26 protein-coding genes and 1 tRNA gene are annotated in these 24,567 nt (G+C 68.6%); 4 read left to right on the forward strand and 23 right to left on the reverse strand.

Annotation, left to right across the window (positions count from 1 at the left end):
* Positions 1 to 19: 19 nt before the first annotated feature.
* The 11 genes from DES41_RS08590 to DES41_RS08640 all read right to left on the reverse strand — a co-directional run bounded on the left by DES41_RS08590 (position 20) and on the right by DES41_RS08640 (position 9,730).
* The gene (locus DES41_RS08590; protein WP_114467220.1) at positions 20 to 661 is read right to left on the reverse strand and encodes a 2-hydroxychromene-2-carboxylate isomerase; all 642 of its coding nucleotides are present in this window, start codon (positions 659 to 661) and stop codon (positions 20 to 22) included.
* 82 nt (positions 662 to 743) lie between these two features.
* Positions 744 to 968 carry a DUF1289 domain-containing protein gene (locus DES41_RS08595; RefSeq protein ID WP_114467221.1) on the reverse strand — a complete coding sequence of 75 codons (225 nt, stop codon included), beginning with the start codon at positions 966 to 968 and terminating at the stop codon, positions 744 to 746.
* Complete coding sequence (locus tag DES41_RS08600) at positions 965 to 1,462, reverse strand: YbaK/EbsC family protein (RefSeq protein ID WP_114467222.1); 498 nt, start codon at positions 1,460 to 1,462, stop codon at positions 965 to 967. The genes DES41_RS08595 and DES41_RS08600 overlap by 4 nt, the downstream gene beginning before the upstream one ends.
* Before the next feature lie 9 nt (positions 1,463 to 1,471).
* Complete coding sequence (gene rhtB, locus DES41_RS08605; protein ID WP_114467223.1) at positions 1,472 to 2,110, reverse strand: homoserine/homoserine lactone efflux protein; 639 nt, start codon at positions 2,108 to 2,110, stop codon at positions 1,472 to 1,474.
* Between the two features lie 13 nt (positions 2,111 to 2,123).
* Positions 2,124 to 3,044 carry a hydroxymethylglutaryl-CoA lyase gene (locus DES41_RS08610; protein ID WP_114467224.1) on the reverse strand — a complete coding sequence of 307 codons (921 nt, stop codon included), beginning with the start codon at positions 3,042 to 3,044 and terminating at the stop codon, positions 2,124 to 2,126.
* 230 nt (positions 3,045 to 3,274) lie between these two features.
* On the reverse strand, positions 3,275 to 4,192 hold the full coding sequence (locus DES41_RS08615) for a 2-hydroxyacid dehydrogenase (RefSeq protein ID WP_114467225.1): 918 nt from the start codon (positions 4,190 to 4,192) through the stop codon (positions 3,275 to 3,277).
* A 45-nt stretch (positions 4,193 to 4,237) separates the two neighbouring features.
* The gene (locus tag DES41_RS08620) at positions 4,238 to 6,253 is read right to left on the reverse strand and encodes an acetyl/propionyl/methylcrotonyl-CoA carboxylase subunit alpha (RefSeq protein WP_114467226.1); all 2,016 of its coding nucleotides are present in this window, start codon (positions 6,251 to 6,253) and stop codon (positions 4,238 to 4,240) included.
* A gap of 3 nt (positions 6,254 to 6,256) precedes the next feature.
* Positions 6,257 to 6,964 (reverse strand): DUF4126 domain-containing protein, encoded by a 708-nt coding sequence (locus DES41_RS08625; RefSeq protein ID WP_114467227.1) that lies wholly within the window; start codon positions 6,962 to 6,964, stop codon positions 6,257 to 6,259.
* Positions 6,965 to 6,985: 21 nt separating this feature from the next.
* On the reverse strand, positions 6,986 to 7,771 hold the full coding sequence (locus DES41_RS08630; protein ID WP_114467228.1) for an enoyl-CoA hydratase/isomerase family protein: 786 nt from the start codon (positions 7,769 to 7,771) through the stop codon (positions 6,986 to 6,988).
* An 11-nt stretch (positions 7,772 to 7,782) separates the two neighbouring features.
* Positions 7,783 to 9,414 (reverse strand): carboxyl transferase domain-containing protein, encoded by a 1,632-nt coding sequence (locus tag DES41_RS08635; protein ID WP_114467229.1) that lies wholly within the window; start codon positions 9,412 to 9,414, stop codon positions 7,783 to 7,785.
* A 121-nt stretch (positions 9,415 to 9,535) separates the two neighbouring features.
* The gene (locus tag DES41_RS08640; protein WP_245965627.1) at positions 9,536 to 9,730 is read right to left on the reverse strand and encodes a hypothetical protein; all 195 of its coding nucleotides are present in this window, start codon (positions 9,728 to 9,730) and stop codon (positions 9,536 to 9,538) included.
* 90 nt (positions 9,731 to 9,820) lie between these two features.
* Between DES41_RS08640 and DES41_RS08645 the strand changes: the two genes are divergently transcribed.
* Positions 9,821 to 10,492: a trimeric intracellular cation channel family protein gene (locus tag DES41_RS08645; protein WP_114467231.1), complete on the forward strand. Its 672-nt coding sequence runs from the start codon at positions 9,821 to 9,823 to the stop codon at positions 10,490 to 10,492.
* Positions 10,493 to 10,495: 3 nt separating this feature from the next.
* Here the strand turns inward: DES41_RS08645 and DES41_RS08650 are convergent, their stop codons facing one another.
* Positions 10,496 to 12,628: a hypothetical protein gene (locus DES41_RS08650; RefSeq protein ID WP_147282819.1), complete on the reverse strand. Its 2,133-nt coding sequence runs from the start codon at positions 12,626 to 12,628 to the stop codon at positions 10,496 to 10,498.
* Positions 12,629 to 12,907: 279 nt separating this feature from the next.
* Here DES41_RS08650 and DES41_RS08655 point away from each other — a divergent pair, with 279 nt between their 5' ends.
* Positions 12,908 to 13,291, forward strand: coding sequence for a hypothetical protein (locus DES41_RS08655; RefSeq protein ID WP_114467233.1), 384 nt, complete (start codon positions 12,908 to 12,910; stop codon positions 13,289 to 13,291).
* 535 nt (positions 13,292 to 13,826) lie between these two features.
* On the opposite strand, the gene DES41_RS08660 is transcribed toward DES41_RS08655, so the two are convergent.
* The 7 genes from DES41_RS08660 to petA form a co-directional block, all read right to left on the reverse strand.
* Positions 13,827 to 14,303 carry a helix-turn-helix domain-containing protein gene (locus tag DES41_RS08660; protein WP_114467234.1) on the reverse strand — a complete coding sequence of 159 codons (477 nt, stop codon included), beginning with the start codon at positions 14,301 to 14,303 and terminating at the stop codon, positions 13,827 to 13,829.
* Positions 14,304 to 14,474: 171 nt separating this feature from the next.
* A tRNA-Thr gene (locus DES41_RS08665) sits at positions 14,475 to 14,550 on the reverse strand.
* Between the two features lie 26 nt (positions 14,551 to 14,576).
* Positions 14,577 to 15,086, reverse strand: coding sequence for a ClpXP protease specificity-enhancing factor (locus DES41_RS08670; RefSeq protein ID WP_114467235.1), 510 nt, complete (start codon positions 15,084 to 15,086; stop codon positions 14,577 to 14,579).
* A 19-nt stretch (positions 15,087 to 15,105) separates the two neighbouring features.
* Positions 15,106 to 15,717: a glutathione S-transferase N-terminal domain-containing protein gene (locus tag DES41_RS08675; protein ID WP_056672295.1), complete on the reverse strand. Its 612-nt coding sequence runs from the start codon at positions 15,715 to 15,717 to the stop codon at positions 15,106 to 15,108.
* A 94-nt stretch (positions 15,718 to 15,811) separates the two neighbouring features.
* On the reverse strand, positions 15,812 to 16,582 hold the full coding sequence (locus DES41_RS08680; protein ID WP_114467236.1) for a cytochrome c1: 771 nt from the start codon (positions 16,580 to 16,582) through the stop codon (positions 15,812 to 15,814).
* 21 nt (positions 16,583 to 16,603) lie between these two features.
* Complete coding sequence (locus tag DES41_RS08685) at positions 16,604 to 18,007, reverse strand: cytochrome b (protein WP_114467237.1); 1,404 nt, start codon at positions 18,005 to 18,007, stop codon at positions 16,604 to 16,606.
* A 12-nt stretch (positions 18,008 to 18,019) separates the two neighbouring features.
* On the reverse strand, positions 18,020 to 18,619 hold the full coding sequence (petA, locus tag DES41_RS08690) for a ubiquinol-cytochrome c reductase iron-sulfur subunit (RefSeq protein ID WP_056898241.1): 600 nt from the start codon (positions 18,617 to 18,619) through the stop codon (positions 18,020 to 18,022).
* A 156-nt stretch (positions 18,620 to 18,775) separates the two neighbouring features.
* Here petA and mscL point away from each other — a divergent pair, with 156 nt between their 5' ends.
* Positions 18,776 to 19,204, forward strand: coding sequence for a large conductance mechanosensitive channel protein MscL (mscL, locus tag DES41_RS08695; protein WP_114467238.1), 429 nt, complete (start codon positions 18,776 to 18,778; stop codon positions 19,202 to 19,204).
* Positions 19,205 to 19,211: 7 nt separating this feature from the next.
* Here the strand turns inward: mscL and pdxA are convergent, their stop codons facing one another.
* From pdxA to DES41_RS08710, 3 genes are read right to left on the reverse strand one after another with little or no spacing between them, the layout of a single operon-like run.
* On the reverse strand, positions 19,212 to 20,225 hold the full coding sequence (gene pdxA / locus DES41_RS08700; RefSeq protein ID WP_114467239.1) for a 4-hydroxythreonine-4-phosphate dehydrogenase PdxA: 1,014 nt from the start codon (positions 20,223 to 20,225) through the stop codon (positions 19,212 to 19,214).
* The gene (locus DES41_RS08705) at positions 20,225 to 20,983 is read right to left on the reverse strand and encodes a Nif3-like dinuclear metal center hexameric protein (protein ID WP_114467240.1); all 759 of its coding nucleotides are present in this window, start codon (positions 20,981 to 20,983) and stop codon (positions 20,225 to 20,227) included. The genes pdxA and DES41_RS08705 overlap by 1 nt, the downstream gene beginning before the upstream one ends.
* Positions 20,984 to 21,012: 29 nt before the next feature.
* Entirely contained in the window at positions 21,013 to 22,329 is a 1,317-nt protein-coding gene (locus DES41_RS08710) for an MFS transporter (protein ID WP_114467241.1), read from the reverse strand.
* A gap of 287 nt (positions 22,330 to 22,616) precedes the next feature.
* On the opposite strand from DES41_RS08710, the gene DES41_RS08715 reads away from it, so the two are divergent.
* Positions 22,617 to 23,762 (forward strand): S1C family serine protease, encoded by a 1,146-nt coding sequence (locus DES41_RS08715; RefSeq protein WP_114467795.1) that lies wholly within the window; start codon positions 22,617 to 22,619, stop codon positions 23,760 to 23,762.
* Here the strand turns inward: DES41_RS08715 and tatC are convergent, their stop codons facing one another.
* A complete protein-coding gene (gene tatC / locus DES41_RS08720) occupies positions 23,763 to 24,557 on the reverse strand; it encodes a twin-arginine translocase subunit TatC (protein ID WP_114467242.1) in 795 nt (264 codons plus the stop codon).
* Positions 24,558 to 24,567 lie beyond the last annotated feature (10 nt).

Raw genomic sequence — 24,567 nt, forward strand, 5'->3', positions numbered from 1 at the left:
CCCGCGCCCGGCGGCAGGACTATGGCTTGCGGTCGAGCGCCGAGGGCCGCCGGGGCGCCTCATCCCAGGCGCTTGTGGCGAACCAGGCGTCGCCTTCCAGGTAGGCGCGCAACATGGGCAGTGCGTCCAGGCCCCAGAACACGCGGCCATCCACGACCAGCGCGGGCACGCCGAACACGCCCGCGGCCGTGGCCTCCTCGGTGTTGGCGCGCAACTGGGCCTTCGCGGCCTCGCCGGACGGATCGCGCGGCGGCGCCAGTTCCGCGGCCAGCTGCTGCAGCCGCTCCGGCGCGCTGGCGTCGGCACCGCCGCGCCAGACATGGCGGAACACGGTCTCGCAGATGTAGCGGTTGGGCTGCGGACCGGCACCGCAGGCCAGCGCCAGACGCAGCAGCGGCAGCGGCGCGAACGGGTGTTCTGCCGGCAGGTCCATGGGCACGCCATGCTCGTGGGCCAGCCACAGCACCTGGCGGTAGATGAAGGCGCGCTTGGCCGGGATCTCCGCAGGGCCGCGCAGGCCGTGCTCGCGCAGCACGGCGCCCAGCAGCACGGGCTTGTACCGCACCTGGACGCTGAGGCCCTGAAGCGCCACGGGCAGCGTCTCGAACGCCAGGTAGGCGTAGGGCGAGAGGAAGTCCAGATAGAAGTCGATCTGCTTCATGTGCGCCGCCCGGCCTCCCGAAGGCGCAGGTGCGCCCCCTCGGGAGGCAGCGATACGCGAAGCGATGAGCGTGGGGGCCTTGTCATGCCACAGCCTCGCCTGCGCGTTCCAGCACCAGCCGCCATACCGCACGGCGCGCGGCATCGTCCATGCGCGACCAGCCTGCGATCTCTTCGAGCCGGCGCAGGCAGCCTTCGCACAGCCCATCGGCGCCCATACGGCAGACCGAGACGCAGGGCGAGCCCACGTCGCCGGCCGCTGCCAGCGTGCGCGGGCCGCGCCGCAGCAGGGCCTGGGCCGGGGTCATAGCGTCTGCACCACGTCGGCAACGGGCGCGCCGGTCAAGGCTTCCAGGTCCTGCGGGCGCAGCTTGAACACGCCGTGCGGATGGCCGGCCGCGGCCCAGATCTCCTCGAAGCGGAACAGTTCGCGGTCGATCAGCGTGACCGGCGGCGTGGCGTGCGCCAACGGCGCCACCCCGCCGATGGAAAAGCCGGTCCGGCTCTTGACGAACTCGGCGTCGGCGCGTCCCGTCTTGCCGACCAGCGCATCGACCTTCTTCTCGTCCACACGCCGGTCGCCCGAGGTCACGACCAGCACGGCCGCGTCGTCGCTCTTGCGCCGGAAGATGATGCTCTTGGCGATCTGCCCGACCGCGATGCCCAGCGCATCGGCCGCCTGCTGGGCCGTGCGCGCGGCATCGTCCAGCATCTGCGGCGCATGCGGGTGCGCCTTGTCCTGCAAGGCGCGCGCCACGCGCTGCACGCCCTCGGGCAGCGCCGTCAATTCAGCTCCACACACGGTGATTCCTCAGTTCGAAACACGTTTGACCAGGAACAGGCTGGCGCCCATGGCCATCAACACGCCGCCGAACACGCGGTTCTGCGAACGGCGCGCCCGCGCGCTGCGCAGCAGGCGCTGCAGCCGCGAGGCCAGCCAGGCGTAGCCGTGCATGACCACCATGTCGACCGTCACCGTGGTGGCCAGCAGCACCAGCAGCTGCAGCCACAGCGGGCGTGCCGGGTCGATGAACTGCGGCAACACGGCCACCATGAACACGATGCCCTTGGGATTGGTCATGTTGGTCAGCGCGCCGCGCAGCACGCGCTGGCGCACCGACAGCGCGGCCTCGCTCAGCACCACGCCGGTGGCTGCATCGCCGTGCACCGGCGCGCGCCACTGGCGCCAGCCCAGCCACAGCAGGTAGCCCGCGCCCAGCACCTTGACCACTGTGAACGCCACGGCCGAGGCCATCAGCACAGCGCCGATGCCCGCCCCTGCGACCAGCAGCACCACGGCCAGCCCGATCTGCAGGCCGACGATGGTGGCCGTGGTGCTGCGCACACCGTACGAAAGGCCGTGGCTCATGCTCAGCACGGCCCCCGAGCCGGGCGACAGCGCGATCACCCAGGCCGCCACGCAGTAGGCCAACCAGACATGCAGTTCCATCTCGTCTCTCCGTTCAGCCGCAGCGCTTGGTGCGGATGGCCTTGGACACGCGCGAATGCGGCTCGCGGCCCAGCACCTCGCTGATGTAAACGCCAGCGTCGATCAGTTTGTCCAGATCGATGCCGGTCTCGATGCCCATGCCGTGCAGCAGATAGACCACGTCCTCGGTCGCCACGTTGCCGGTGGCGCCCTTGGCATAAGGGCAGCCGCCCAGCCCAGCCACCGACGACTGGAAGTTCCACACGCCCAACTCCAGGCTGGCCAGCGTGTTCGACAAGGCCTGGCCATAGGTGTCGTGGAAGTGGCCCGAGATGGCGTCGATGCCGTAGTGCGCCAGTGTCGCCTCGATGGCGCGCTGCACCTTGCCCGGCGTGCCCACGCCGATGGTGTCGGCCACGTCCACGCGCTGCACGCCGATGCCCTTCATGAGCCCGGCCAGATAGCCCACCTTCTCGGGCGCGATGTCGCCTTCATAAGGGCAGCCCACCGTGCACGACATGGCGCCGCGCACGGCGATGCCCTTGGCGCGTGCCGCCTCCACCACGGGCGCGAAACGCTCGATGCTTTCGGCGATCGAGCAGTTGATGTTCTTCTGGCTGAAGGCCTCGCTGGCAGCGCCGAAGACCACGATCTCGTCGGGCCACTCGTCGCGCGGCGCGGCGATGGCCGCCTCGAAACCCTTGAGGTTGGGCGTCAGCACCGAGTAGCGCACGCCGCCCTGGCGCTGGATGCCGTGCATGACCTCGGCGTTGTCCGCCATCTGCGGCACCCACTTGGGGCTCACGAAGCTGGTCACCTCGATCTCGCGCAGGCCGGCCTCCTGCAGGCGTTGCACGAGGCCGATCTTGGCCTCGGCCGACACCGGCTGCTTCTCGTTCTGCAGGCCGTCGCGCGGGCCGACATCGACGATCTTCACGCGGGTGGGGAGCTTCATGGTGTGTCTCTCGGGTTGCTGCGGGCAAGCCCGCAAGCCTAGCGCATTGCGCGACAGCGTGTCGGCCAGCCTGGTATCGGATCGTGCCAGCCGGCCGGGCGCGCTGCACGAAGGCCGTCGGCTCCGCCATGTGGCCCGGTGCCGCCCGGCGCAACCGCTCCAGCGGCGCCAGCGCCAGTGCATCTGCGCCATGTCGTCCCGGCACAGGGGCGATGGCCGTCTTCAGGGCCTCAGTAGCCGCGCTCCAGATCCACCACGCCAGCCACCGCCTCGCCGCGCGCCAGCGCGCGGATCTTGCCGGCGATCTGCGCGATCGACTCGCGCCGCAGCGTGCGCGCCGAGCCGTGCGGCGTGATGCTGATCTTGGGGTGTTGCCAGAACGGGTGGGCGGCCGGCAGCGGCTCTGTCTGGAACACGTCCAGCGTGGCACCGGCCAGCTGGCCGCTGTCGAGCAGCGGGATCAGGTCGTCTTCGACCAAGTGGCCGCCGCGCGCGATGTTGATCAGGTAACCGCCCTTCTGGAGTGCCGACAGCGTGGTCTTGTTCAGGATGCCGCGTGTGGCATCGGTCAGCGGCAGCAGGTTGACCAGCACGCGCGTGCCGACCAGGAAGTCGCCCAGCCGCGCCTCGCCCGCGAAGCTGCGCACCCCCTCGATGTCCTTGCGCGAGCGGCTCCAGCCCAGCACGGGGAACTCGAACTGCGCCACGGCCTTGGCCACGCGCTCGCCGAGCACGCCCATGCCCAGGATGCCGACCGGGAAATCGGCCCGCTCGCGCGGCTTGCGGTAGACCCAGCGGCCGGCCCGCGCCTCGGCCTCGTAGACGTCGAACTCGCGGAAATGCCGGATCAGCGCATGGCACACGTACTCGGCCATCTGCACCGACATGCCCGCGTCGTCCAGCCGCACGACGCGCGTGGTGGCCGGGATGTCGAGTTGCATGAGCGCGTCCACGCCCGCGCCGATGTTGAACAACGTCTGCAGCTTGGGCTGTGCGTCGATGAAGGACTGCGGCGGTGCCCAGACCACGGCGTGGTCGGCGGCCGGCTGGCCCGGCTCCCAGGCGAATACCTCGGCGTCGGGCAGTTCGGCCTGCAGGCCTTGGACCCAGGGCTCGGGCTTCTCGGGGAGGCAGACGGCAATGCGCATGGCGATCGGACCTTTGGCAGCAAAAGGCCCGATCCTAACGGCGTGCTACGACGCCGCCAGCTTGAGCAGCTCCGCCCCCTCGGCCACCTGATCGCCCGGCGCATAGAGCAGTTCGGCCACGGTGCCGTCCGCCGGCGCGGCGATGGTGTGTTCCATCTTCATGGCCTCCATCACCGCGAGGGCCTGGCCCTTGGCGACCTTGTCGCCGGCCTTGACCGAGAACGAGACGACCTTGCCCGGCATCGGTGCCGTGAGCCGGCCGCCCTCGGACTGGTGCTCGCCGGCATGGGCCAGCGCATCGACGAGCAGCACTTGCGTGGCGCCCTGCGGCGCGAACAGGTGCACGGTCTCGCCCTGGCGCACGCAGCCCAGCACCACGCGCCGGCCGGCGAATTGCAGGTCGATGCGCCCGTCGGCACGCGTGCTGGAGGCCAGAACGCCGGTGGTCTCGCCCACGCGCAGCTGCAGTGCGCCGTCGTGCAGCACACGCAGTTCGGCCGCACCCTCCTCCCCGTGGAACTGGTAGTCGATGCGCCGCAGCATGGGTGTGTAGGCGCGCCAACCGTCGCGCCGGCTCCAGGGATCGGCCCAGCTGCCGGGGGCCGGTGCAGCCGCCGATCGCTCGGATTGCAGCAGCTGCGCCACGGCACCGGCCACGGCCAGCTCGCGCCCGAGCGGCTCCTGGTGGAACAGCACGGCCTGCTCGCGCTGGATCAGTGCGGTGTCCAGGTCGGCCTGGGCGAATGAGCGGCTGGCCAGCACATGGCGCAGGAACTGCACGTTGTTCTGCACGCCCACCACACGCATGGCGGCCAGCGCCTGGTCCAGCCGTGCCAGCGCCTCTTCGCGCGTGTCGCCGTGCACGATCAGCTTGGCGATCATGGAGTCGTAGAACGGCGAGATGGCGTCGCCCTCGCGCACGCCGGAGTCCACGCGCACGGGGCCGCGTTCGAAGCGCACGCAGTCGGGCAGCTGGTAGGCGTGCAGCGTGCCCGTGGCGGGCAGGAACTGCTTGTCGGGGTTCTCGGCGCAAATCCGCGCCTCGATCGCATGGCCGTGGATGCGCAGCTGGTCCTGGCGCAGCGGCAGCGGCTCGCCGCTGGCCACGCGCAACTGCCACTCCACGAGGTCCAGGCCCGTGATGGCTTCGGTCACCGGGTGCTCCACCTGCAGCCGCGTGTTCATCTCCATGAAGAAGAAGTTCATCGTGCCGTCGGGCCGCTGCTCGACGATGAACTCCACCGTGCCTGCACCCACATAGTTCACGGCACGGGCGGCGGCCACGGCCGCCTCGCCCATCTGCTGGCGCATGGCCGGCGGCATGCCGGGCGCAGGCGCCTCCTCCAGAACCTTCTGGTGGCGGCGCTGCACCGAGCAATCGCGCTCGAACAGGTAGACGGCGTTGCCCTGGGTGTCGCCGAAGACCTGGATCTCGATGTGGCGGGGACGCTGCACGTACTTCTCGACCAGCACCGCATCGTCGCCGAAGCTGTTGATGGCCTCGCGCTTGCACGAGGCCAGCGCGGCCGCGAAGTCCTCCGCCTTGTCGACCGCGCGCATGCCCTTGCCACCCCCACCGGCGCTGGCCTTGATCAACACCGGGTAACCGATGCGGTCGGCCTCGCGCGCCAGCAGAGCCGGGTCCTGGTCGCTGCCGTGGTAGCCCGGCACCAGCGGCACGCCGGCCTTCTCCATGAGCTGCTTGGATTCGGCCTTCAGGCCCATGGCCTGGATCGCCGATGCGGGCGGGCCGATGAAGACCAGGCCGGCGGCGGCGCAAGCCTGCGCGAATTTGTCGTTCTCGCTCAGGAAGCCGTAGCCCGGGTGGATGGCCTGTGCGCCCGTGGCCTTGGCGGCTTCGAGGACGCGCTCCCAGCGCAGGTAGCTGTCCTTGGGCGCGCTGCCACCGATGTGCACGGCCTCGTCGCAGGCCTGCACATGCTGGGCGTCGGCATCGGCGTCGGAGTAGACGGCGACGGTCTGCACGCCCATGCGGCGCGCTGTGGCGGCCACGCGGCAGGCAATCTCTCCACGGTTGGCGATCAGGATCTTCTTGAACATGTCTCAGGTACCTTGTGATGCAGTGTTCGACAACAGGGAAGTCAGCTTGCGCGCCAGGAGGCGCAGGAACTTGAACAGCACCACCAGCAGCAGCACGCTCAGCACGAGCACGAGCAGCAGGCAGATGCCGAAGGCGACCGGATGGTGGGTGGCCAGCCAGACGGCGGCCACCACGAGGCCGTCTTCCAGCAGGCTCAGGCCCAGGTTGGAGAACGGCTCGGGCGAGGTGTTGGCGGCGGCGCGTGCGGTGGCCTTGGTGGCGAATGCGGTGGCCGCGAGCGAGCCGCCCAGCAGGCCGGCCACGGCAGCCATGGTTCCGCTGTCGGCCCCGAACACGCCGGCCGCCAGCGCTGCACCGGCCGGGATGCGGATCACCGAATGCAGCAGGTCCCACACCGAGTCCAGCCCCGGAATCTTGTCGGCGAAGAACTCCACGAACAGCATAAAGCCGCTCGCCGCGAGCATGGCCGGGTGCTGCAGCACCTGCAGCCCGGCGGGCAGCGGGAACCACCCCAGCCAGCCCGACATGCCGACCAGGAACACCACGGCATACAGCCGGATGCCGCTGGCCCAGCCCAGCACGCCGGCCAGGGCCAGCAGCTGCGCCATGTCCAGCCTGCTCGCGCCCGCCTGCGCGACGCTGCCGGCCTGGCCCGCCGCCACGCCGAGCCAGGCGGCGACCGTGCTCCAGAACTGGGCGAGCGAGTCCATGGCGCGCAGGGCCTGTGGTGTTCAGCGCGCCGGCAGCCAGGCCGGGGTGCGCTTGTTCAGGAAGGACTGCACGCCCTCGCGGCCCTCGGCGCTGGCACGGATGTCGGCGATGCCTTCCACCGTCGCCGCAATGAGCTCGGCGTCGATGGCGCGTTCTGCCACGTCCTGCACCAGCTTCTTGCAGGCCTTGACGGCCTCGGGGCCCGCGTTCACGAGTGCCTGCGCGAGCTCGGCGACTTTGGTGTCCAGCGCGTCGGTGGGCACCACGGCGTGGACGAAACCGATGCGCAGCGCCTCGGCTGCGTCGAAGCGCTCGGCCGTCAGGAAGTAGCGGTGCGCGGCACGCGGCCCCATGGCGCGGATCACGTAGGGGCTGATGGTGGCCGGGATCAGCCCCAGCTTGACCTCTGACAGGCAGTAGCCGGCCGTGTCGGCCGAGACCGCGATGTCGCAGGCCGCCACCAGGCCCGTGCCGCCGGCGTAGGCGTCGCCCTGCACACGCGCGATGGTGGGCTTGGGGCAGGTGTAGATCACGCGCAGCATCTCGGCGAGCTTGCCGGCATCGGCCAGGTTCTCGGCGCGCGTGTAGTCGGCCATGCGGCGCATCCAGTTCAGGTCTGCGCCGGCGCAGAAGGACTTGCCCTCGGCCGCCAGCACGATGCAGCGCACGTCGGCGCGCGCGCCGAGCGCGCTGAAGGCCTGGGTCAGTTCCGCAATCAGTTCGTCGTTGAAGGCATTGCGCACCTCGGCCCGGGTGAGCGTGACGGTGGCGACGTGGTTCTGGACGGTGGTGGTGAGCATGGCCATGGCGGGCCTCCTTACATGCGGAAGACGCCGAACTTCGGCTCGGGAATCGGCGCGTTCAGCGCAGCCGACAGGCCCAGCGCCAGCACGCGGCGCGTGTCGGCCGGGTCGATCACGCCGTCGTCCCAGAGCCGGGCCGTGGCGTAGTAGGGATGCCCCTGGTGTTCGTACTGTTCGCGGATCGGCGCCTTGAAGGCGGCTTCTTCCTCGGCGCTCCACTGCCCGCCCCTGGCCTCGATGCCGTCGCGCTTGACGGTGGCCAGCACGCTGGCGGCCTGCTCGCCGCCCATCACGCTGATGCGCGCGTTGGGCCACATCCACAGGAAGCGCGGCGAGTAGGCACGGCCGCACATGCCGTAGTTGCCGGCACCGAAGCTGCCACCGATGACCACCGTGAACTTGGGCACGTTGACCGTGGCCACGGCCGTGACCATCTTGGCGCCGTGGCGCGCGATGCCCTCGTTCTCGTAGCGCTTGCCGACCATGAAGCCGGTGATGTTCTGCAGGAAGACCAGGGGGATCTTGCGCTGGCCGCACAGCTCGATGAAGTGCGCGCCCTTCTGCGCCGACTCGGCGAACAGCACACCCTGGTTGGCGACGATGCCCACCGGCATGCCCTCGATGTGGGCGAAACCGCAGACCAGTGTGGTGCCGAAGCGCGCCTTGAACTCGGCGAAGGCACTGTCGTCCACGATGCGGGCGATGACCTCGCGCACGTCGTAAGGCTTGCGCGTGTCCGCCGGGATCACGCCGTACAGCTCCTCGGGGGCATGGCGTGGCGGGCGGCTGGCTTGCAGCGCCAACTGCGCCAGTTGCGGCACCTTGCTGCGGTTCAGGTGGGCCACGGCCTGGCGCGCCAGCGCGAGCGCGTGCGCGTCGTCCTGGGCCAGGTGGTCGGCCACGCCGGACAGGCGCGTGTGCACATCGCCACCGCCCAGGTCTTCGGCCGAGACCACCTCGCCGGTGGCCGCCTTCACGAGCGGCGGGCCGGCCAGGAAGATGGTGCCCTGCTCCTTGACGATGATGGATTCATCGCTCATGGCCGGCACATAGGCGCCGCCCGCCGTGCACGAGCCCATCACGACGGCGACCTGGGCAATGCCCTGGGCGCTCATGTTGGCCTGGTTGTAGAAGATGCGGCCGAAGTGCTCTCGGTCGGGGAACACGTCGTCCTGGTTCGGCAGGTTGGCGCCGCCCGAGTCGACGAGGTAGATGCAGGGCAGCTGGTTCTGCTGCGCGATCTCTTGCGCGCGCAGGTGCTTCTTGACCGTCATCGGGTAGTACGTGCCGCCCTTGACCGTGGCGTCGTTGCACACCACGACGCAGTCCACGCCGCTGACGCGGCCGATGCCACAAATGATGCCGGCGCAGGGTGCGCTGTCGGTGCCGTCGCGGTCGGGGTACATGGCCAGCGCGGCCAGCGGCGAGAACTCGAGGAAGGGCGTGCCGGGATCCAGCAGCATCTGCACGCGTTCGCGCGGCAGCAGCTTGCCGCGCGCCTGGTGCTTGGCACGCGCGGCAGGGCCACCGCCCTCCGCCGTTTGCGCCAGCTTGGCGTTCAGGTCGGCGACCGCCGCGCGCAGCACCTCGGCGTTGGCCTGGAACTCCGCGGAGCGGACGTTGAGCTTGGTTTCCAGAACGGGCATGGGGGTCTTGTCTCCAGGAAGAGACCCCGAGGGTACCCGTTGCGGCCGTGCAATTGCGGCCACAAGGGTTGCAGATCGTGCCAGCGCCCTGCCCGCGGACGGCCGCCCGCGCCCCGCCGTTTCAGGCCGGAGCGGGCACAGGCTGGGCGCGCATCAGCACGTTCAGCGCGTGCGTGCCTGCAGCCAGAGCAGCCTCGTAGCTGTCCGCGGGCTCGGGCGCACGGCGCGCCACCTTGGTCGGGCGGCCGCGTGCGTCGGTCTCGGCAAGGGTCCACACGAAGGCGCCCGGCACGGGCTCCTCCACCAGAAGTTGCATGGATGGGTGTGTCATGGCGCCATGCTGCGCCGCCTGCCGGCCGAGCGGTGTCGGACAAGTGCGCATCCGTGCCCGCTACCATCCTGCGCCATGCAAGCCCTTCCGCTGGCGCAAGTACTGACGCTGTCGAACGCCCAGATCGTGATCGAGGCAGCCGCCACGCTCGCCTTCGCGGCCTCTGGCCTGCTGGCGGCGGCGCGCAAGCGGCTCGACGCCGTCGGCGTGTGCATCGTCTCCGGCCTCGCAGCCTTCGGCGGCGGCACGCTGCGCGATGTGCTGCTGGACCGCCGGCCATTCTTCTGGGTGGAGCACGCGGGCTGGCTCTGGGCGCTGCTGGTGCTGTGCGTGGCGGCCATGCTGTTCCTGCGCACGCGCCACTTCGCGGCCACCGAACGCGCCATGCAATGGCCTGACGCGTTCGGCCTGGGGCTCTTCGCGGCCAGCGGCACACAGATCGCGCTGCAGGCCGATTCGCCGGCCGTGGTGGCCGTGCTGATGGGCACGATGACGGCGGTGTTCGGCGGCGTGCTGCGTGACATCGTCTGCAACGAGGTCCCGCGCGCCTTCAGCGACCACCAGCCCTATGCCGTCTGCGCCTTCACGGGCGCGTGGGTGGTGGTGCTGGGGCACCGGCTCGGCATGGACGACTGGCTCGGCATGGTGGCGGGCGCCAGCTGCGCGCTGCTGCTGCGCGCCATCGCCCTGTGGACAGGCTGGCAGCTGCCCGCCTGGCACACCGACGAAGCGCCGCCGCGCGAATGACCGTCAGGCCGCCGGCAGCCACGCCGCGAAGAGCCCCCAGCGCCACGCCGCCAGGCCCAGTGCCAGCACCAGCAGCACGGCCAGCCACGGCGTGGCGCTGCGCGGCGCGAAGGGGTCGCGCAGCCGGCGCGTGCCGGGCGGCAGTTGCGCCGTCTGCGACAGCGAAGCGCCCAGCCGGACGTTGAGCCGCATGCGGCCGTTGATGGCCCAGCCGCTGGCGTCCAGGATGGGGCCCAGGCTGCGCTGGCGCAGCTTGAGCCAGGCGATGAGCATGCTCGGACCGGATATCGACAGCACGATGCCCAGCACCCCCATCGGGATCCACCAGCCCAAATCGACGAACTTGGTGAAGAGGCCCACCATGACGGCGCTGATGCTGCCCAGCGCGACGCCCAGGGCCGCCACGGTGCCGACATCGAAGCGCCCGCGCCCGCTGGCGGCGGCCGCGCCCGGCACCGCCGCAGTCGGCGCGGCCTTGTCCACCGTGGCCAACTGGCCCGCCAGGTTGCCCAGGCCCTTCTGCTGCATCGCGTCCCCGGCGGCGGCGCGCTTGGCGACCTGCTCCTCGATCATGCGCAGGAACTTCTTGTACGGGGACATGAAGGCCTGGCCGATGCTGATCGGGTTCTCGATGACCTTGACGATGCGGGCGTCCCAGTCGCGCCCCTCGCGGTCGTAGAACAGGCCGTTGCGGCCCACGAACAGGAAGTCCACGTCGCCGGCGGTGAACGCGGCGGCGATCGTCATCTTCTCCTTGCCGCGCTGGCATTCGCAGTACGCGAGATAGGTCTTGGCCAACCCGGCGACCACGGCGTGCTTGGCGGCGTCGGCCACCTGGACCGTCAGCTCGCAGCTGCGCCCGTCCAGGAACAGGCGTCCGGCCTGGAACACGGCGCCCTCGCGGTGGTAGAAGGCCTCGAACGAGACGAAATTGCGCACCAGGACGACCAGGTCGCGCTGCAGCCGCAAGAGTTTTTCCAGCGCGTTCACACGGCCCTGCTGGCCCCCGGCGGCCACGTCTTGCGCGATCAGGTCGAGTACGCGGGCCTGGGCGGCAGCGGCGGCATCGCCCACCAGTGCGCGCAGCTTCTCGCTGCCCAGCGCCGCCACCGCGCCCGGCGGGCGCCGCAGCAGCCAGGCGCGACAGGGCGCCACATGCGCCTTCAGGCGCTGCCAGCCGGCCTCGTCCAGCGCATCGCCCGCCGGCACGCCAAGCAGGGGCAGCACAGCGTGGTCGCGCAGCGTGCGCAGGGCAACCTGCCAGGCCGGATGTGCCAGGGCGTCCAGCGGCAACGCGCGGCCGGCCGCCACGGGTGCCAGCGGCAACTGCGCCAGCGGTTCCGCATCCACCGCCAGTGGCTGCAGCGCGTGGCTGCGCAGTTGCTCTGGCGTGGGCACGCTCAGCGCGGCGGCCGCCGCCGGGTCGTAGCTGGCCAGGCGGCAGCGCGCGAAAAAGTCCTCGACCTTCGCATACACGGCTTCGACCGCCTGCGCCGCCGTCCGCAGCGTGCCGCAATCGCGCTCGCCCTGGGCATGCCAGGCGAACAGCGCCTCGGCCTCGGAGAAGAAGGCCTTGACGCGCGCTTCGTCCACGCCCGGCGTTCCGCCCGCATCGGCCACGCCACCCTGCGTCGCCACGATCTGCTCGATGAGCGCGCGCAACGCTTCGTCGTCCTGTGCCGTGGACGGCACAACGATGCCGTCGCCGTTGAACCGCTCGCCGGCCAGGTGCTTCTGCCGTTCCGCGAGTTCGGCCAGGCCGATATCGGCAGCATCGGCCTGGCCCTGGCCGGCCAATGTGCGCCGCGCCTCGGCAGCCAGTGCCTGGCCCTCCTCGCTCTCGGAGAGATCCGCGAGGGCAAGCCGGTCGCCGCCACGCAGCAGGCGCTCTGGGTCACGCAGGCGGGCACAGGCCCATTCGCAGGCGTCGATCAACTCGGGCGCGCGGATGCGGCCATCGTTGTCGGTGTCGATGAGGTCCAGCGTGCGCGCATCGAAGTGCAGGCCGCGCGTGGGGCAGGCGAGCGCCACCCAGAGCTTTTGGTCGAGCTCGCGCAAATGAAGGAGATCAGCGCCGCGGGCGATCAGTACCTGATCGACGCCACCGGCGCGAAAGAACTGCCAGGCATGGGACATGGACATCGGCCTGCGGCTGCCGCGCGCTGCAGGCAAGGAAGGATGAGACAGGGCGAGCACCGAGCTTGCCTGGCGATCTCTCGCGCGGCCATCGCCCGAGCGCCGCCCTGCAAGTAGGACAAGGCCACAGGCGCGCCTCGCATCGCGCCGGGTTCGGCACAAAAGCAACCCAACAGCCCGGCCCGCCACATGCACAGATGTGACGCATGAAACTCCCCGTTGCACCATTGGCAGGTGCAGGCACCGCCCCGCTCGCTAAATTCTGTGCCGGGAGACACCATGGCGCGCAGGACCTATTCGGCAGTCGTTGCAGGCACCGCCCTGGGAGGGCGGTCGGACCTGATCAAGGCCTTCGCGCGCCAGGGTGCCGAGGTGCAGTTGCGCCGTGAAGCCGCCAGCAAGCACCCCGAAGCCATCGGCGTCTGGCTGCGCTGCCCTCGCTTCTGGGGCTTGTGGAAGACCTGGGCGCACATCGGCTTCATCGAACACGACGGCGAGCAGCACTGGGCCCACAAGATGGACACCGGGCGCCTGCGCGTGGTCAAGGCCTGGGTGCACAGCGCCCATGCGCCGCTGGAGCACCATCGCCCAAGGGTGCTGCTGCGGGTGACTTTCGAGGGAGACGACACGCGCGAGGAAATGGTCTCGCGACCGATGGCGTAGCACGCCGGGCCCGCAGGGGCGGCGTCAGCTGGGTCGCGTCGGTATTCGCACGTCCGTCCGGGTCAAGCGCGCCACCTGCAGCGGCGGCATTCCGAGTTGCTTGCACAGCCTGCGCTGGAACAGCGTCAGGCGCGGGATTCGGCTCTGCGATTCAGCGGGCAACGAAACCTCCTGGGACGGATGCCACAGCATAGCGGCGCTCCATGCAACCCGCATCCATCGGGCCAAGGCCTGTTGCTTTGCTCCAAATCCGAACCTGCCACCGGTCCACGACAGTCCCGCACCGGCATGAAAAAGCCCGCACGGCGGCGGGCTTCGGAATTGGTCGTGGACTCTTGCGCGGTTCACGTTTACGACCCTCTGGGGAGTTCTCCCCGATGCGCTCGGGTGGGGCGGGAGAAGCCTGATCTCCAGCAGCCCACACTTCCTAGTGGACAGGGGCGCAAGCGCCAACGAACGAGATGGTAGGTGCCTCGCATGACGATTCGGCGACTGCCAGGCGCATGCGGCTGTAGGACAAAGCCGCATCGCGTGATCAAGGCGGCCGTGCGCCGGTTGGTTGCTGCGCGGGACGGTCCGAACGCGCAATGGCGCCGGCGAGTTCCGCCGCATGCGCAGCAAGCGAGGGGTCGTTCGCGATCTGGAGAACCAAGGGCGCGATGCTGGCACGGGCCAGTGGGCTCAGCGTGGAAAGCAGCGCGCCGAGTTCCACGATGGCCTGGCCCACACTCTCGGCCGTGTGGGTGCGGGCCAGCCGGCTCGCCGCAGAGTCAAGCTGGAGGGCTTCGCTGCCCGGCCGCCCCTCCTTCCATTCGCCCTTGCCTTCCTCCAGCCACGCCGGGCGGACGCCGAGGGCCGCGGCCAGGCTTGTCAGATCGCGCGGCCTGTCGCGCACGCCCGCCTCCAGGTCGGCGATCGCACTCGTCAACATGCAAGCGGCCTTGGCCAGCGCGGCCTGCGTGAGACCGCGCAGTTCGCGCGCCCACTTCACTCGTGCACCGATGGATTCCATGGAGCGATTACAGCGGAAGTTGCCGCTGGCTTGCAGTCGGAAGCAGCGCAAGGTCCGGGTGAAGCGCGGTCAAAGCGTCGGCATGCATGGCCCGCGCGAAACCCTCGGACAAGAAAAAACCCGCGATGCCTTGGAGGCATGCGGGCTTCGAGACGTCCTAGGACTGTCCAGTGGTGCCGATTGTCGGAATCGAACTGACGACCGTCCGCTTACAAGGCGGGTGCTCTACCAACTGAGCTAAATCGGCGAAAAACCAGCGGCGATTCTACGCGGTCACTTGACGCGCTTCAGCGCCGGGCGGGGTGCGCCACCACCCGGCCTGGGTGGCTCGGGCTCGGCGCCTTCATCGGCGGATTCGACGGGTGCCAGCTGCAACACCTTGGGTGCGGCCTTGTCGTCAGGCATCTCCGCCGGCAACGGCACGCCGGCAGGTGCTGGCGCAGCCTCGGACGAGGCAGCGGCCACCGGCGAGGGGAAGGCCATGCCCTGCCCGTTCTCACGGGCGTAGATGGCGATCACGCGCCCGATGGGCACGAGGATCTCGCGGGCGGTGCCCGCGAAGCGCGCCTTGAACTCGATGAAGTCATTGCCGAGCTTGAGCGCGCTGGTGGCGTCGAAGCTCACGTTCAGCACGATCTCGCCGTCCTTCACGTATTCGCGCGGCACCTGCACCGTCTCGTCCACCAGCACCGCGATATACGGTGTAAAGCCGTTGTCGGTGCACCATTCGTACAGCGCCCGGATCAGGTACGGGCGGGTGGAAGTGGCGTCGAGCGCGTTCATCCGGTCCGGTTCTCCGCGCTTACTTGCGCATGACCTTTTCGGACGGCGTCAGCGCTTCGATGTAGGCCGGCCGCGAGAAGATGCGCTCGGCGTACTTGAGCAGCGGCGCCGCGTTCTTGCTGAGGTCGATGCCGTAGAAGTCCAGGCGCCACAGCAGCGGTGCGATGGCCACGTCCAGCATCGAGAAGTTCTCGCCCAGCATGTACTTGTTCTTGAGGAACACCGGCGCCAGCTGCGTCAGGCGGTCGCGGATGTGGGCACGGGCCTTTTCCAGCGCTTTCTCGTTGCCCTTGGAGGCACGGTTCTCGAGCAGGCTGACGTGCACGAACAGTTCCTTCTCGAAGTTGAGCAGGAACAGGCGCACACGGGCGCGGTCGACCGGGTCGCCGGGCATCAGCTGGGGATGCGGGAAGCGCTCGTCGATGTACTCGTTGATGATGTTCGACTCGTACAGGATCAGATCGCGCTCGACCAGGATGGGCACCTGGCCATACGGGTTCATGACGCTGATGTCTTCCGGCTTGTTGTAGAGATCGACGTCGCGGATTTCGAAATCCATGCCCTTTTCGAACAACACGAAGCGGCAACGGTGGGAGAAGGGGCAGGTCGTTCCCGAGTACAAGACCATCATGAGAGAAGACTCCTAAAAAACCAAAAAGAGTGGGTGCGGCATCCGCACCCACTCTGATCACGCCCGCAGCCTGCTGCTGCCGGGCATGGACTGCTTACTTGACGTCTTTCCAGAACGCAGCGTTCAGGCGCCAGGTGATGAGCGAGAAGACCGCGAGGAACAGCAGCACCCACACACCGACGCGCACGCGCGTGTTCTGTGCGGGTTCGGCCATCCAGGCCATGAAGCTGACCAGATCACCGACGGCCTGATCGTATTGCAGGGGCGTCATTGTGCCCGGCTTCACCTGCTCCCAGCCTTTGAACACGGCAGTGGCATGGCCATGGCTCTGGATTTCCTCGAAGACAGGCTTGCGCTCGCCCTGCAGTTCCCACAGCACATGGGGCATGCCGACGCTGGGGAAGGCGAGGTTGTTCCAGCCCGTGGCCTTGGTCTCGTCGCGGTAGTAGGTGCGCAGGTAGGTGTACAGGTAGTCCGCACCCGTGCCGCCGTGGCCGGAACGCGAGCGCGTCATCAGCGTGAGGTCGGGCGGGTTGCCACCGAACCATTCCTTGGCCTGGCGCGGGTCGATGGCGGCCTTCATCGTCTCGCCGACCCTGTCGGTCGTGAACAGCAGGTTGTCCTTGATCTGCTGCTCGGTCAGGCCAATGTCCTGGAGCCGGTTGAAGCGCATGAACGCGGCCGAGTGGCAGTTCAGGCAGTAGTTGACGAACAGCTTGGCGCCGTTCTGCAGCGCCACCATGTCGTTGGTCTTGACGGGCGCCTTGTCCCAGGCGATGCCGCCTTCGGCGGCGTGTGCGCTGCCGGCGGCCAGGCCCAGCGACAGCAGCAGGCCAGCGATGAAACCGTGGAGATTCTTTTTCATGATCTGCGTCTGTTCCGTGGCTCAGTGCGGGTTGAATGTCACGCGCGCGGGCACCGGCTTGGGATCGCCCAGGCGGCTCCACCAGGGCATCAGCAGGAAGAAGCCGAAATAGAACAGCGTGCCGACTTGCGAGACGCGCTCGCCGATCGGCGACGGGGCCTGCACGCCCAGGTAGCCCAGAACCAGGAAGTTCAACACGAACACGCCATAGACGTACTTGTGCCAGTCAGGCCGGTAGCGGATCGATTTGACGGGGCTGTAATCCAGCCAGGGCAGGAAGAACAGGATGATGACCGCGCCGCCCATGACGACCACGCCCCAGAACTTGGCGTCGATCGACATCATCAACGCGACGGCAACCACTGCGGCCACGACGATGAAGGCCTTCACGAAGCCCGGCAGGCGCAGCTTGAGCGCCATGAAGCCGGCACCGAGCACCACGCAGGCGACCAGCACATACATCATCTCGCTGGTGATGGCACGCAGCATCGAATAGAAGGGCGTGAAGTACCACACCGGGGCGATGTGCGAAGGCGTCTTCAGCGGATCGGCCGGGATGAAGTTGTTGTACTCGAGGAAGTAGCCGCCGGCCTCAGGGGCGAAGAAGATCACCGCCGTGAACGCCATCAGGAACACGCACACGCCGAAGATGTCGTGCACGGTGTAGTAGGGATGGAACGGGATGCCGTCCAGCGGCTTGCCGTCGGCGCCCTTGGTGGCCTTGATCTCGATGCCGTCGGGGTTGTTGGAACCGACGTCGTGCAACGCCAGCAGATGCGCCACGACCAGGCCCAGCAGCACCAGCGGCACGGCGATCACGTGGAAGCTGAAGAAGCGGTTCAGCGTGGCGTCGCCCACCACATAGTCGCCGCGGATCAGCAGTGCCAGGTCGGGGCCGATGAAGGGGATCGCCGCGAACAGGTTCACGATCACCTGGGCGCCCCAGTACGACATCTGGCCCCAGGGCAGCAGGTAGCCCATGAAGGCCTCGGCCATGAGGCACAGGAAGATCGCGCAACCGAACACCCAGACCAGCTCGCGCGGCTTGCGGTACGAGCCGTACAGGAGGCCGCGGAACATGTGCAGGTAGACCACCACGAAGAACGCGGAGGCGCCCGTGGAGTGCATGTAGCGGATCAGCCAGCCCCAGGGCACGTCGCGCATGATGTACTCGACCGAGGCGAACGCGAGGTTCGCATCGGGCTTGTAGTGCATCACGAGGAAGATGCCGGTGACGATCTGGATCACGAGGACCAGCAGCGCCAGCGAGCCGAAGATGTACCAGAAGTTGAAGTTCTTCGGCGCGTAGTAGTCCGACATGTGGACGCGGTAGGCGTCGAACGCGGTCGGGAACCGGTTCTCCAGCCAGTTGGTCACATGCGCACCGATTGGTGCGTTGGGCGAGATTTCCTTGAATTCAGCCATTGCCAGTGTCCCTCAAGCCTTCTTGTCGTCGCCGATCAGCAGGCGCGTATCCGACAGGTACTGGTGCGGTGGCACCTCGAGGTTGTCGGGCGCGGGCTTGTTGGCGAACACGCGGCCCGCCAGGTCGAAGGTCGAACCGTGGCAGGGGCACAGAAAGCCGCCTTCCCAGTTGTCCGGCAGGGAAGGCTGGGGGCCAGGGGTGAACTTGTCGACCGGAGAGCAACCCAGGTGGGTACAGATGCCGACCACGACGAGCACATCGGGCTTGATCGAGCGGCCTTCGTTGCGGGCGTATTCGGGCGTCAGCTCCGAGGGCTTGCGCAGCGACTTGGGATCGGCCAGCTGGCTGTCGAGCTTTGGCAGTTCTGCCAGCTGCTCGGGCGTGCGCTTGATGATCCAGACGGGCTTTCCCCGCCATTCCACGGTGACCTTTTCGCCGGGCTTGAGCGCGGAGATGTCGACCTCGACCGCGGCGCCTGCCGCCTTGGCGCGCTCCGAGGGCTGAAACGTGCTCACGAACGGAACTGCGGTCGCCACACCACCTACCGCCCCCGCGCAACCGGAGGCGATCAGCCACGTCCGCTTGCTACGGTCGACTGGAATGTCACTCATGGGGTTCCTCAATAGTCTCTTATTGGAGTCAACAAAAGATTGTAGCGGACAGGGTTATTCGCTCTCAAGGCGGACCGATGCCGCCTGTGCCCCCTAAGCGACAGGTGTTTACAGCGAGAATGCGCGGGTTTTTCATTCAGCAAAGCGAGGATTGCCATGGGGATGATGCAGGAGTTCAAGGAATTCGCCGTCAAGGGCAACGTCATCGACCTCGCGGTCGGCGTGATCATCGGTGGCGCCTTCGGCAAGATCGTCGACTCGGTCGTGGCCGACCTCATCATGCCCGTCGTGGGCCTGGTGTTCGGCCGGTTGGACTTTTCCAATCTGTTCGTGGTCCTGGGCACGGTGCCCGCAGGCGTGCCGAACACGCTGGACGCGCTGCGCAAGGCCGGTGTGCCGGTGCTGGCCTATGGCAACTTCATCACCATCGCGGTGAACTTCGCGATCCTGGCCTTCATCATCTTCATGATGGTCAAGCAGATCAACCGCCTCAAGCGCTCGGAACCCGCCCCGGCCCCGGCCGCGCCCGCGACGCCAGAAGACGTCATGTTGCTGCGCGAGATCCGCGACAGCCTGAAGAAGTAACGGGCGTTCAGGCGCGCGCCAACTGGCGCGCCATGCGCAAGGCCTCGATCAGGCTGCGCGCATCCGCCTGGCCGGTGCCGGCGATGTCGAACGCGGTGCCATGGTCCGGGCTGGTGCGCACCAGCGGCAGGCCCAGGGTCACGTTGACACCCTGCTCCACGCCCAGGTACTTCACCGGGATCAGGCCCTGGTCGTGGTACATGGCCACGACCACGTCGAACGCGCCGGTCCGGGCCCGCATGAACACCGTGTCGGGCGCATAAGGCCCCTGGGCATCGATGCCTTCGGTGCGCGCCGCAGCCATGGCCGGGGCAATGGTGTCGATCTCTTCGCGGCCGAACAGGCCGCCCTCGCCCGCATGCGGGTTCAGGCCTGCCACGCCGATGCGCGGCACCCGGCCCAGCACGGCCGCCAACGCGGCATGCGTGATGCGCAGCGTCTGCAGCACGTTATCGAAGGTCACGGCGTCCAGCGCGGCGCGCAGCGACACATGGATGCTGACCAGCACGGTGCGCAGCTCCGGATTGGCCAGCATCATGCGCACCGGCATCTCGGCCACCGGCCGGCCGGCATGGGCCGCGGCCTCGGCCTGCAGCAACTCGGTGTGGCCCGGATAGGGCACGCCCGCAGCAGACAGCGCCTCCTTGTGCACCGGCGCCGTGACCAGCGCTGCCACCTCGCCGCGCAAGGCCGCACGCGCACCCCATTCCACGCAGTCGGTAGCCAGGCGGCCAGCCACGCCGCTGACTGCGCCATAGGGCATGGCGGGCGTGTCGGGGCCCGGCTGCAGCACCGCCATGCAACGCAGTGGCACCTGCCCGACCTGCTGGGGTGCTGCGATCGGCGCCAGTGCCGGTGGGACGCCCGAGAGCAGCGCCAGCGCACGCCGCATGAGTCCGATATCGCCCACGACGAAGCAGCCCTGCAGCAACGCAGGCTCGGCCTGAAAAGCCTTGGCAATGATCTCAGGGCCGATGCCAGCGGCATCGCCCATGCTGATGGCGATCGGCAGCTTGGCCATCAGGCAGGGTTCTCGATCTCGATGAAGCGGTGCGCGATGCCCATTTGGCCCGCGACTCGGGCAGCCACCGCCGGCGCGCCGTAGCGCTCGGTGGCGTGGTGGCCGCAGGCCAGGAAGGCGACGCCGCATTCGCGCGCCAGATGGGCTTGCGGCTCGGAGATCTCACCGGTGATGAACGCATCCGCACCGGCAGCGATGGCCGCCTCGAAGTACGACTGCGCCCCGCCAGTGCACCAGGCGATGCGTCGCAGCGGCCGGCCGTGGCCGGGATCGACCAGGGTCACGCTGCGGCCGAGGCGCTGCTCCACATGCCGGGCCAGTGCCTGTGCATCGGCGAAGGCGCCCTGCCCCAGGAAGCCGAGGTCCTGCTCGCCGAAGCGTGTCGGTTCCAACGGAAGTTCCAGCACACGACCCAGCTGCGCGTTGTTGCCCAGTTCGGGGTGCGCGTCCAGCGGCAGGTGGTAGGCCAGCAGGCTGATGTCGTGCGCGAGCAGCAGCGCCAGGCGCTGCTTCATCCAACCGGTGACGGTGCCGCTCTGGCCGCGCCAGAACAAGCCGTGGTGCACGAAGATGGCATCGGCGCCCTCGGCGATCGCGGCCTCGATCAGCGCCCGGCTGGCCGTGACGCCGCTGACGAGCTGGCGGATCTGCACCTTGCCCTCCACCTGCAGGCCGTTCGGCCCGTAATCCTTGAAACGGGCCGGCTGCAGCAGTGCATCGCAGGCCTGCAGCAATTCGTCGCGCGTGGTGGTGTCCATGGCGGAATTGTCTCAGGCGACGCGGCCCATCAGGCGCGCGGCTGCCACCCCCGCGAAGCGAAGGGCCACAGGCCGATCAGGAAGCCCAGTACCGCGATCCCGGCCACGTAGTGGGCCGGGGCCATCACGTCGACTTTCTGCCAGACGCTGATCAACACCGGCGTGAGGCCGCCGAAGACCGCATAGGCCATGTTGTAGGCGAACGAGAGCCCGGAGAAACGCACGGCCGGGGGGAAGGCGCGCACGCCCACGATGGGCAAGAGCGCGATGGAGCCGACGAAAAAGCCGACGAGCGCGTAGCTCCACACCAGCGACTCGGGCGTGCCCGGCAGGCCCAGGTAGAACAGGTAGGTGGTGGCGAACAGGCCGCCCCAGCCGACCAGCATCACGGCCCTGGTGCCGAACCTGTCCGATGCCCAGCCCACCACTGCGCAGCCGAGGGTCAGCGTGAAGGTCGCGGCCAGGTTGGCCTGCAGCGAGAGCTTGGCCGGAATCTCGAACACCTTCTGCAGGTAGGCCGGCGTGAACAGGATCACCACCACGATGGCCGTCGACAGCACCCAGGTCATGAGCGCGACCAGCACGATGGCAGCCCGGTGTTCGCGCAGCACGGTCTTCACGGGCAGTTCGCGCGCGACCTTCTTGCGCTCGGCCAACTCCTGGAACACTGGCGTTTCCTCGAGGAAGCGGCGCAGGTACACCGAGACCAGGCCGAACACGCCCCCGAGGATGAACGGGATGCGCCAGGCCCAGTCATGGATCTCAGCCGGCGCGTAGTGGGTGTTGAGCGCCACTGCGACCAGCGAACCCAGCAGGATGCCGCCCGTGATGCCGGCGGTCAGCGTGCCCACGGCCATGCCGTAGTGGCGCTGTGGCACGTGTTCGGCCACGAAGACCCAGGCACCCGGCATCTCGCCGCCGATGGCCGCGCCCTGCAGGATGCGCATGGCCAGCAGCAGCAGCGGCGCGGCGATGCCGATGGACGCATAGGTCGGCAGCAGGCCGATCACCAGCGTCGGCACCGACATCAGGAAGATCGACAGCGTGAACATGCGCTTGCGGCCCAGGATGTCGCCGAAGTGCGCGATGACGATCCCGCCGACCGGCCGCGCCAGGTAGCCGGCCGCGAAAATGCCCAGCGTCTGCAGTTGGCGCAGCCAGTCCGGCATGTCGGCAGGGAAGAACAGCGCGCCCAGCACGTTGGCGAAGAACACGAAGACGACGAAGTCGTAGAACTCCAGCGTGCCGCCCAGGGCCGACAGGCCGAGGGTGCGCAGGTCGCGACGGGTGAGCGGTCGGCGGAGTGCGGCGTCCGGCAGGGACGGCGCCGAAACGGTGGTGGTCATAGAGGCTTTTCCGGAAACGGCAGGCAGGATCGCGTCTGCGCAGGACGCGGCCGCGGGGTGGGCGGCACGCAGTGGATCGTTCGACGAGAGGGTCCGGATGGGGCCTGGGCCCATGCACGCGACCGGGGTGGCCGGTCCGGCATGGCAGTGAACGCAGCGGCTGACGCAGGCCTGCAATTCTAAGGGTTTACCCGATGATGTGCTGCGCAGGGGCAAGCCAGCGGGCGGCGAGAGCCGCGGCCGCCATGGCAGACAATGCGCGCTTTCCCGGATACTTTCTTGCCACCATGAAGCGCTTCTGGCTGCTCTTTTCCCAATCCGTGACGGTGCTGCTCGCGGCCTACTTTGTGGTCGCCACCTTGAAGCCCGAGTGGCTGGGCAAGCGCGGCTTCACGGGCAGCAGCATCTCGGTCGTCGAAGCACCCGCGGTGCCGCCCGGCACCGTGGCGGCTGGCAGCTTCGCCCCGGCGGCCAAGCGCGCCGCACCCGCCGTGGTCAGCATCAACACCAGCACAGCGGCCCAACCCCATCCCAACAGCAACGACCCGTGGTTCCGCTTCTTCTTCGGTGACCGCGGCGGCGAGGCGCGCGCCGGCCTGGGCAGCGGCGTGATCGTCAGTGCCGAAGGCTATGTGCTGACCAACAACCATGTGGTGGAGGGCGCCGACGTGATCGAGGTGATCCTCAACGACGCACGGCGCACGCAGGCCAAGGTGATCGGCACCGACCCCGAGACCGACCTGGCCATCCTCAAGATCGACCTGGACAAGCTGCCTGTCATGGTGCTGGGCAGCTCGGACGCCCTGCAGGTCGGCGACCAGGTGCTGGCCATCGGCAACCCCTTCGGCGTGGGCCAGACGGTCACCAGCGGCATCATCAGCGCGCTCGGCCGCAACCAGCTGGGCATGAGCCCGTTGCAGGAATTCATCCAGACGGATGCGGCTATCAACCCCGGCAACTCGGGCGGCGCGCTGGTCGACACGGCCGGCAACCTGCTGGGCATCAACACCGCGATCTACTCGCGCTCGGGCGGCAGCATGGGCATCGGCTTCGCGGTCCCGGTGTCCACGGCCAAGCTGGTGCTCGAAGGCATCGTGCGCGATGGCCAGGTCCGGCGCGGCTGGATCGGCGTCGAACCCAACGACCTCTCGCCCGAACTGGCCGAAACCTTCGGCGTGAAGACCACGGCCGGCGTGATCATCACCGGCGTGCTGCAGAACGGCCCGGCCGCCCAAGCTGGCGTGCGGCCCGGCGACGTGATCGCCGCGGTCTCCGGCAAACCCATCGGCAACGTGACGGAGCTGCTCTCTTCCGTGGCCGCGCTCAAGCCAGGCGAGGCTTCGGAATTCGAGGTGCTGCGGCGCGAGGAGCGTTTGCGCCTGCAGGTCACGCCGGGTGTGCGGCCCAAGCCGCAGCGCGCGCAGCGGCCCTGATCAGTTGCCGCTGGCCTCGGCTTCGGTTTCTTCCGGGGCCTTGGTGTGCTTGATGAACAGCTGCGCCGCCCAGATCCCCACCTCGTACAGGATGCACATGGGAATGGCCAGAGCCAGCTGCGACACCACGTCGGGCGGCGTCACGATGGCGGCCACGACGAAGGCCACCACGATGAAGTAACCGCGAAAGCTCTTGAGCTTGTCAACCGTGACGATGCCCACGCGCGCCAGCACGACCACGGCGATCGGCACCTCAAAGGCCAGGCCGAACGCCAGGAACATGCTCAGCGCAAAGCCGAGATAGGCCTCGATGTCAGGCGCGGCCGTGATGCTCTTGGGTGCAAAGCTCTGGATGAACTTGAACACCTGGCCGAACACGAAGTAATAGCAGAACGCCACGCCGATCAGGAACAGCAGCGTGCTGGAGATCACCAGCGGCATCACCAGCTTCTTCTCGTGCGAGTACAGCCCCGGCGCCACGAAGGCCCAGACCTGATAGAGCACCACCGGCAGCGCGATCATGAAGGCCGCCATCAGAAGGATCTTGAGCGGCACCAGGAACGGCGAGATCACCGAGGTGGCGATCATCGTTGCGCCGGCCGGCAGCGAAGCCACCAGCGGCGCGGCCAGCAGGTCGTACAGCGCGCCCGGGCCGGGCCAGACAGCCAGCACCGCAGCCACGACGCCGATGGCGATCACGGCCTTGATCAGCCGGTCGCGCAACTCCATCAGGTGCTCTACGAACGGCTGCTCCGTGCCGGCGAGTTCGTCTTCCTTCTTGTTCGGATCAGGCATGGTGCAAGCG

Origin of the sequence: Pseudorhodoferax soli (assembly GCF_003337555.1) — a bacterium.
Classification (GTDB): Bacteria; Pseudomonadota; Gammaproteobacteria; order Burkholderiales; family Burkholderiaceae_C; genus Pseudorhodoferax; species Pseudorhodoferax soli.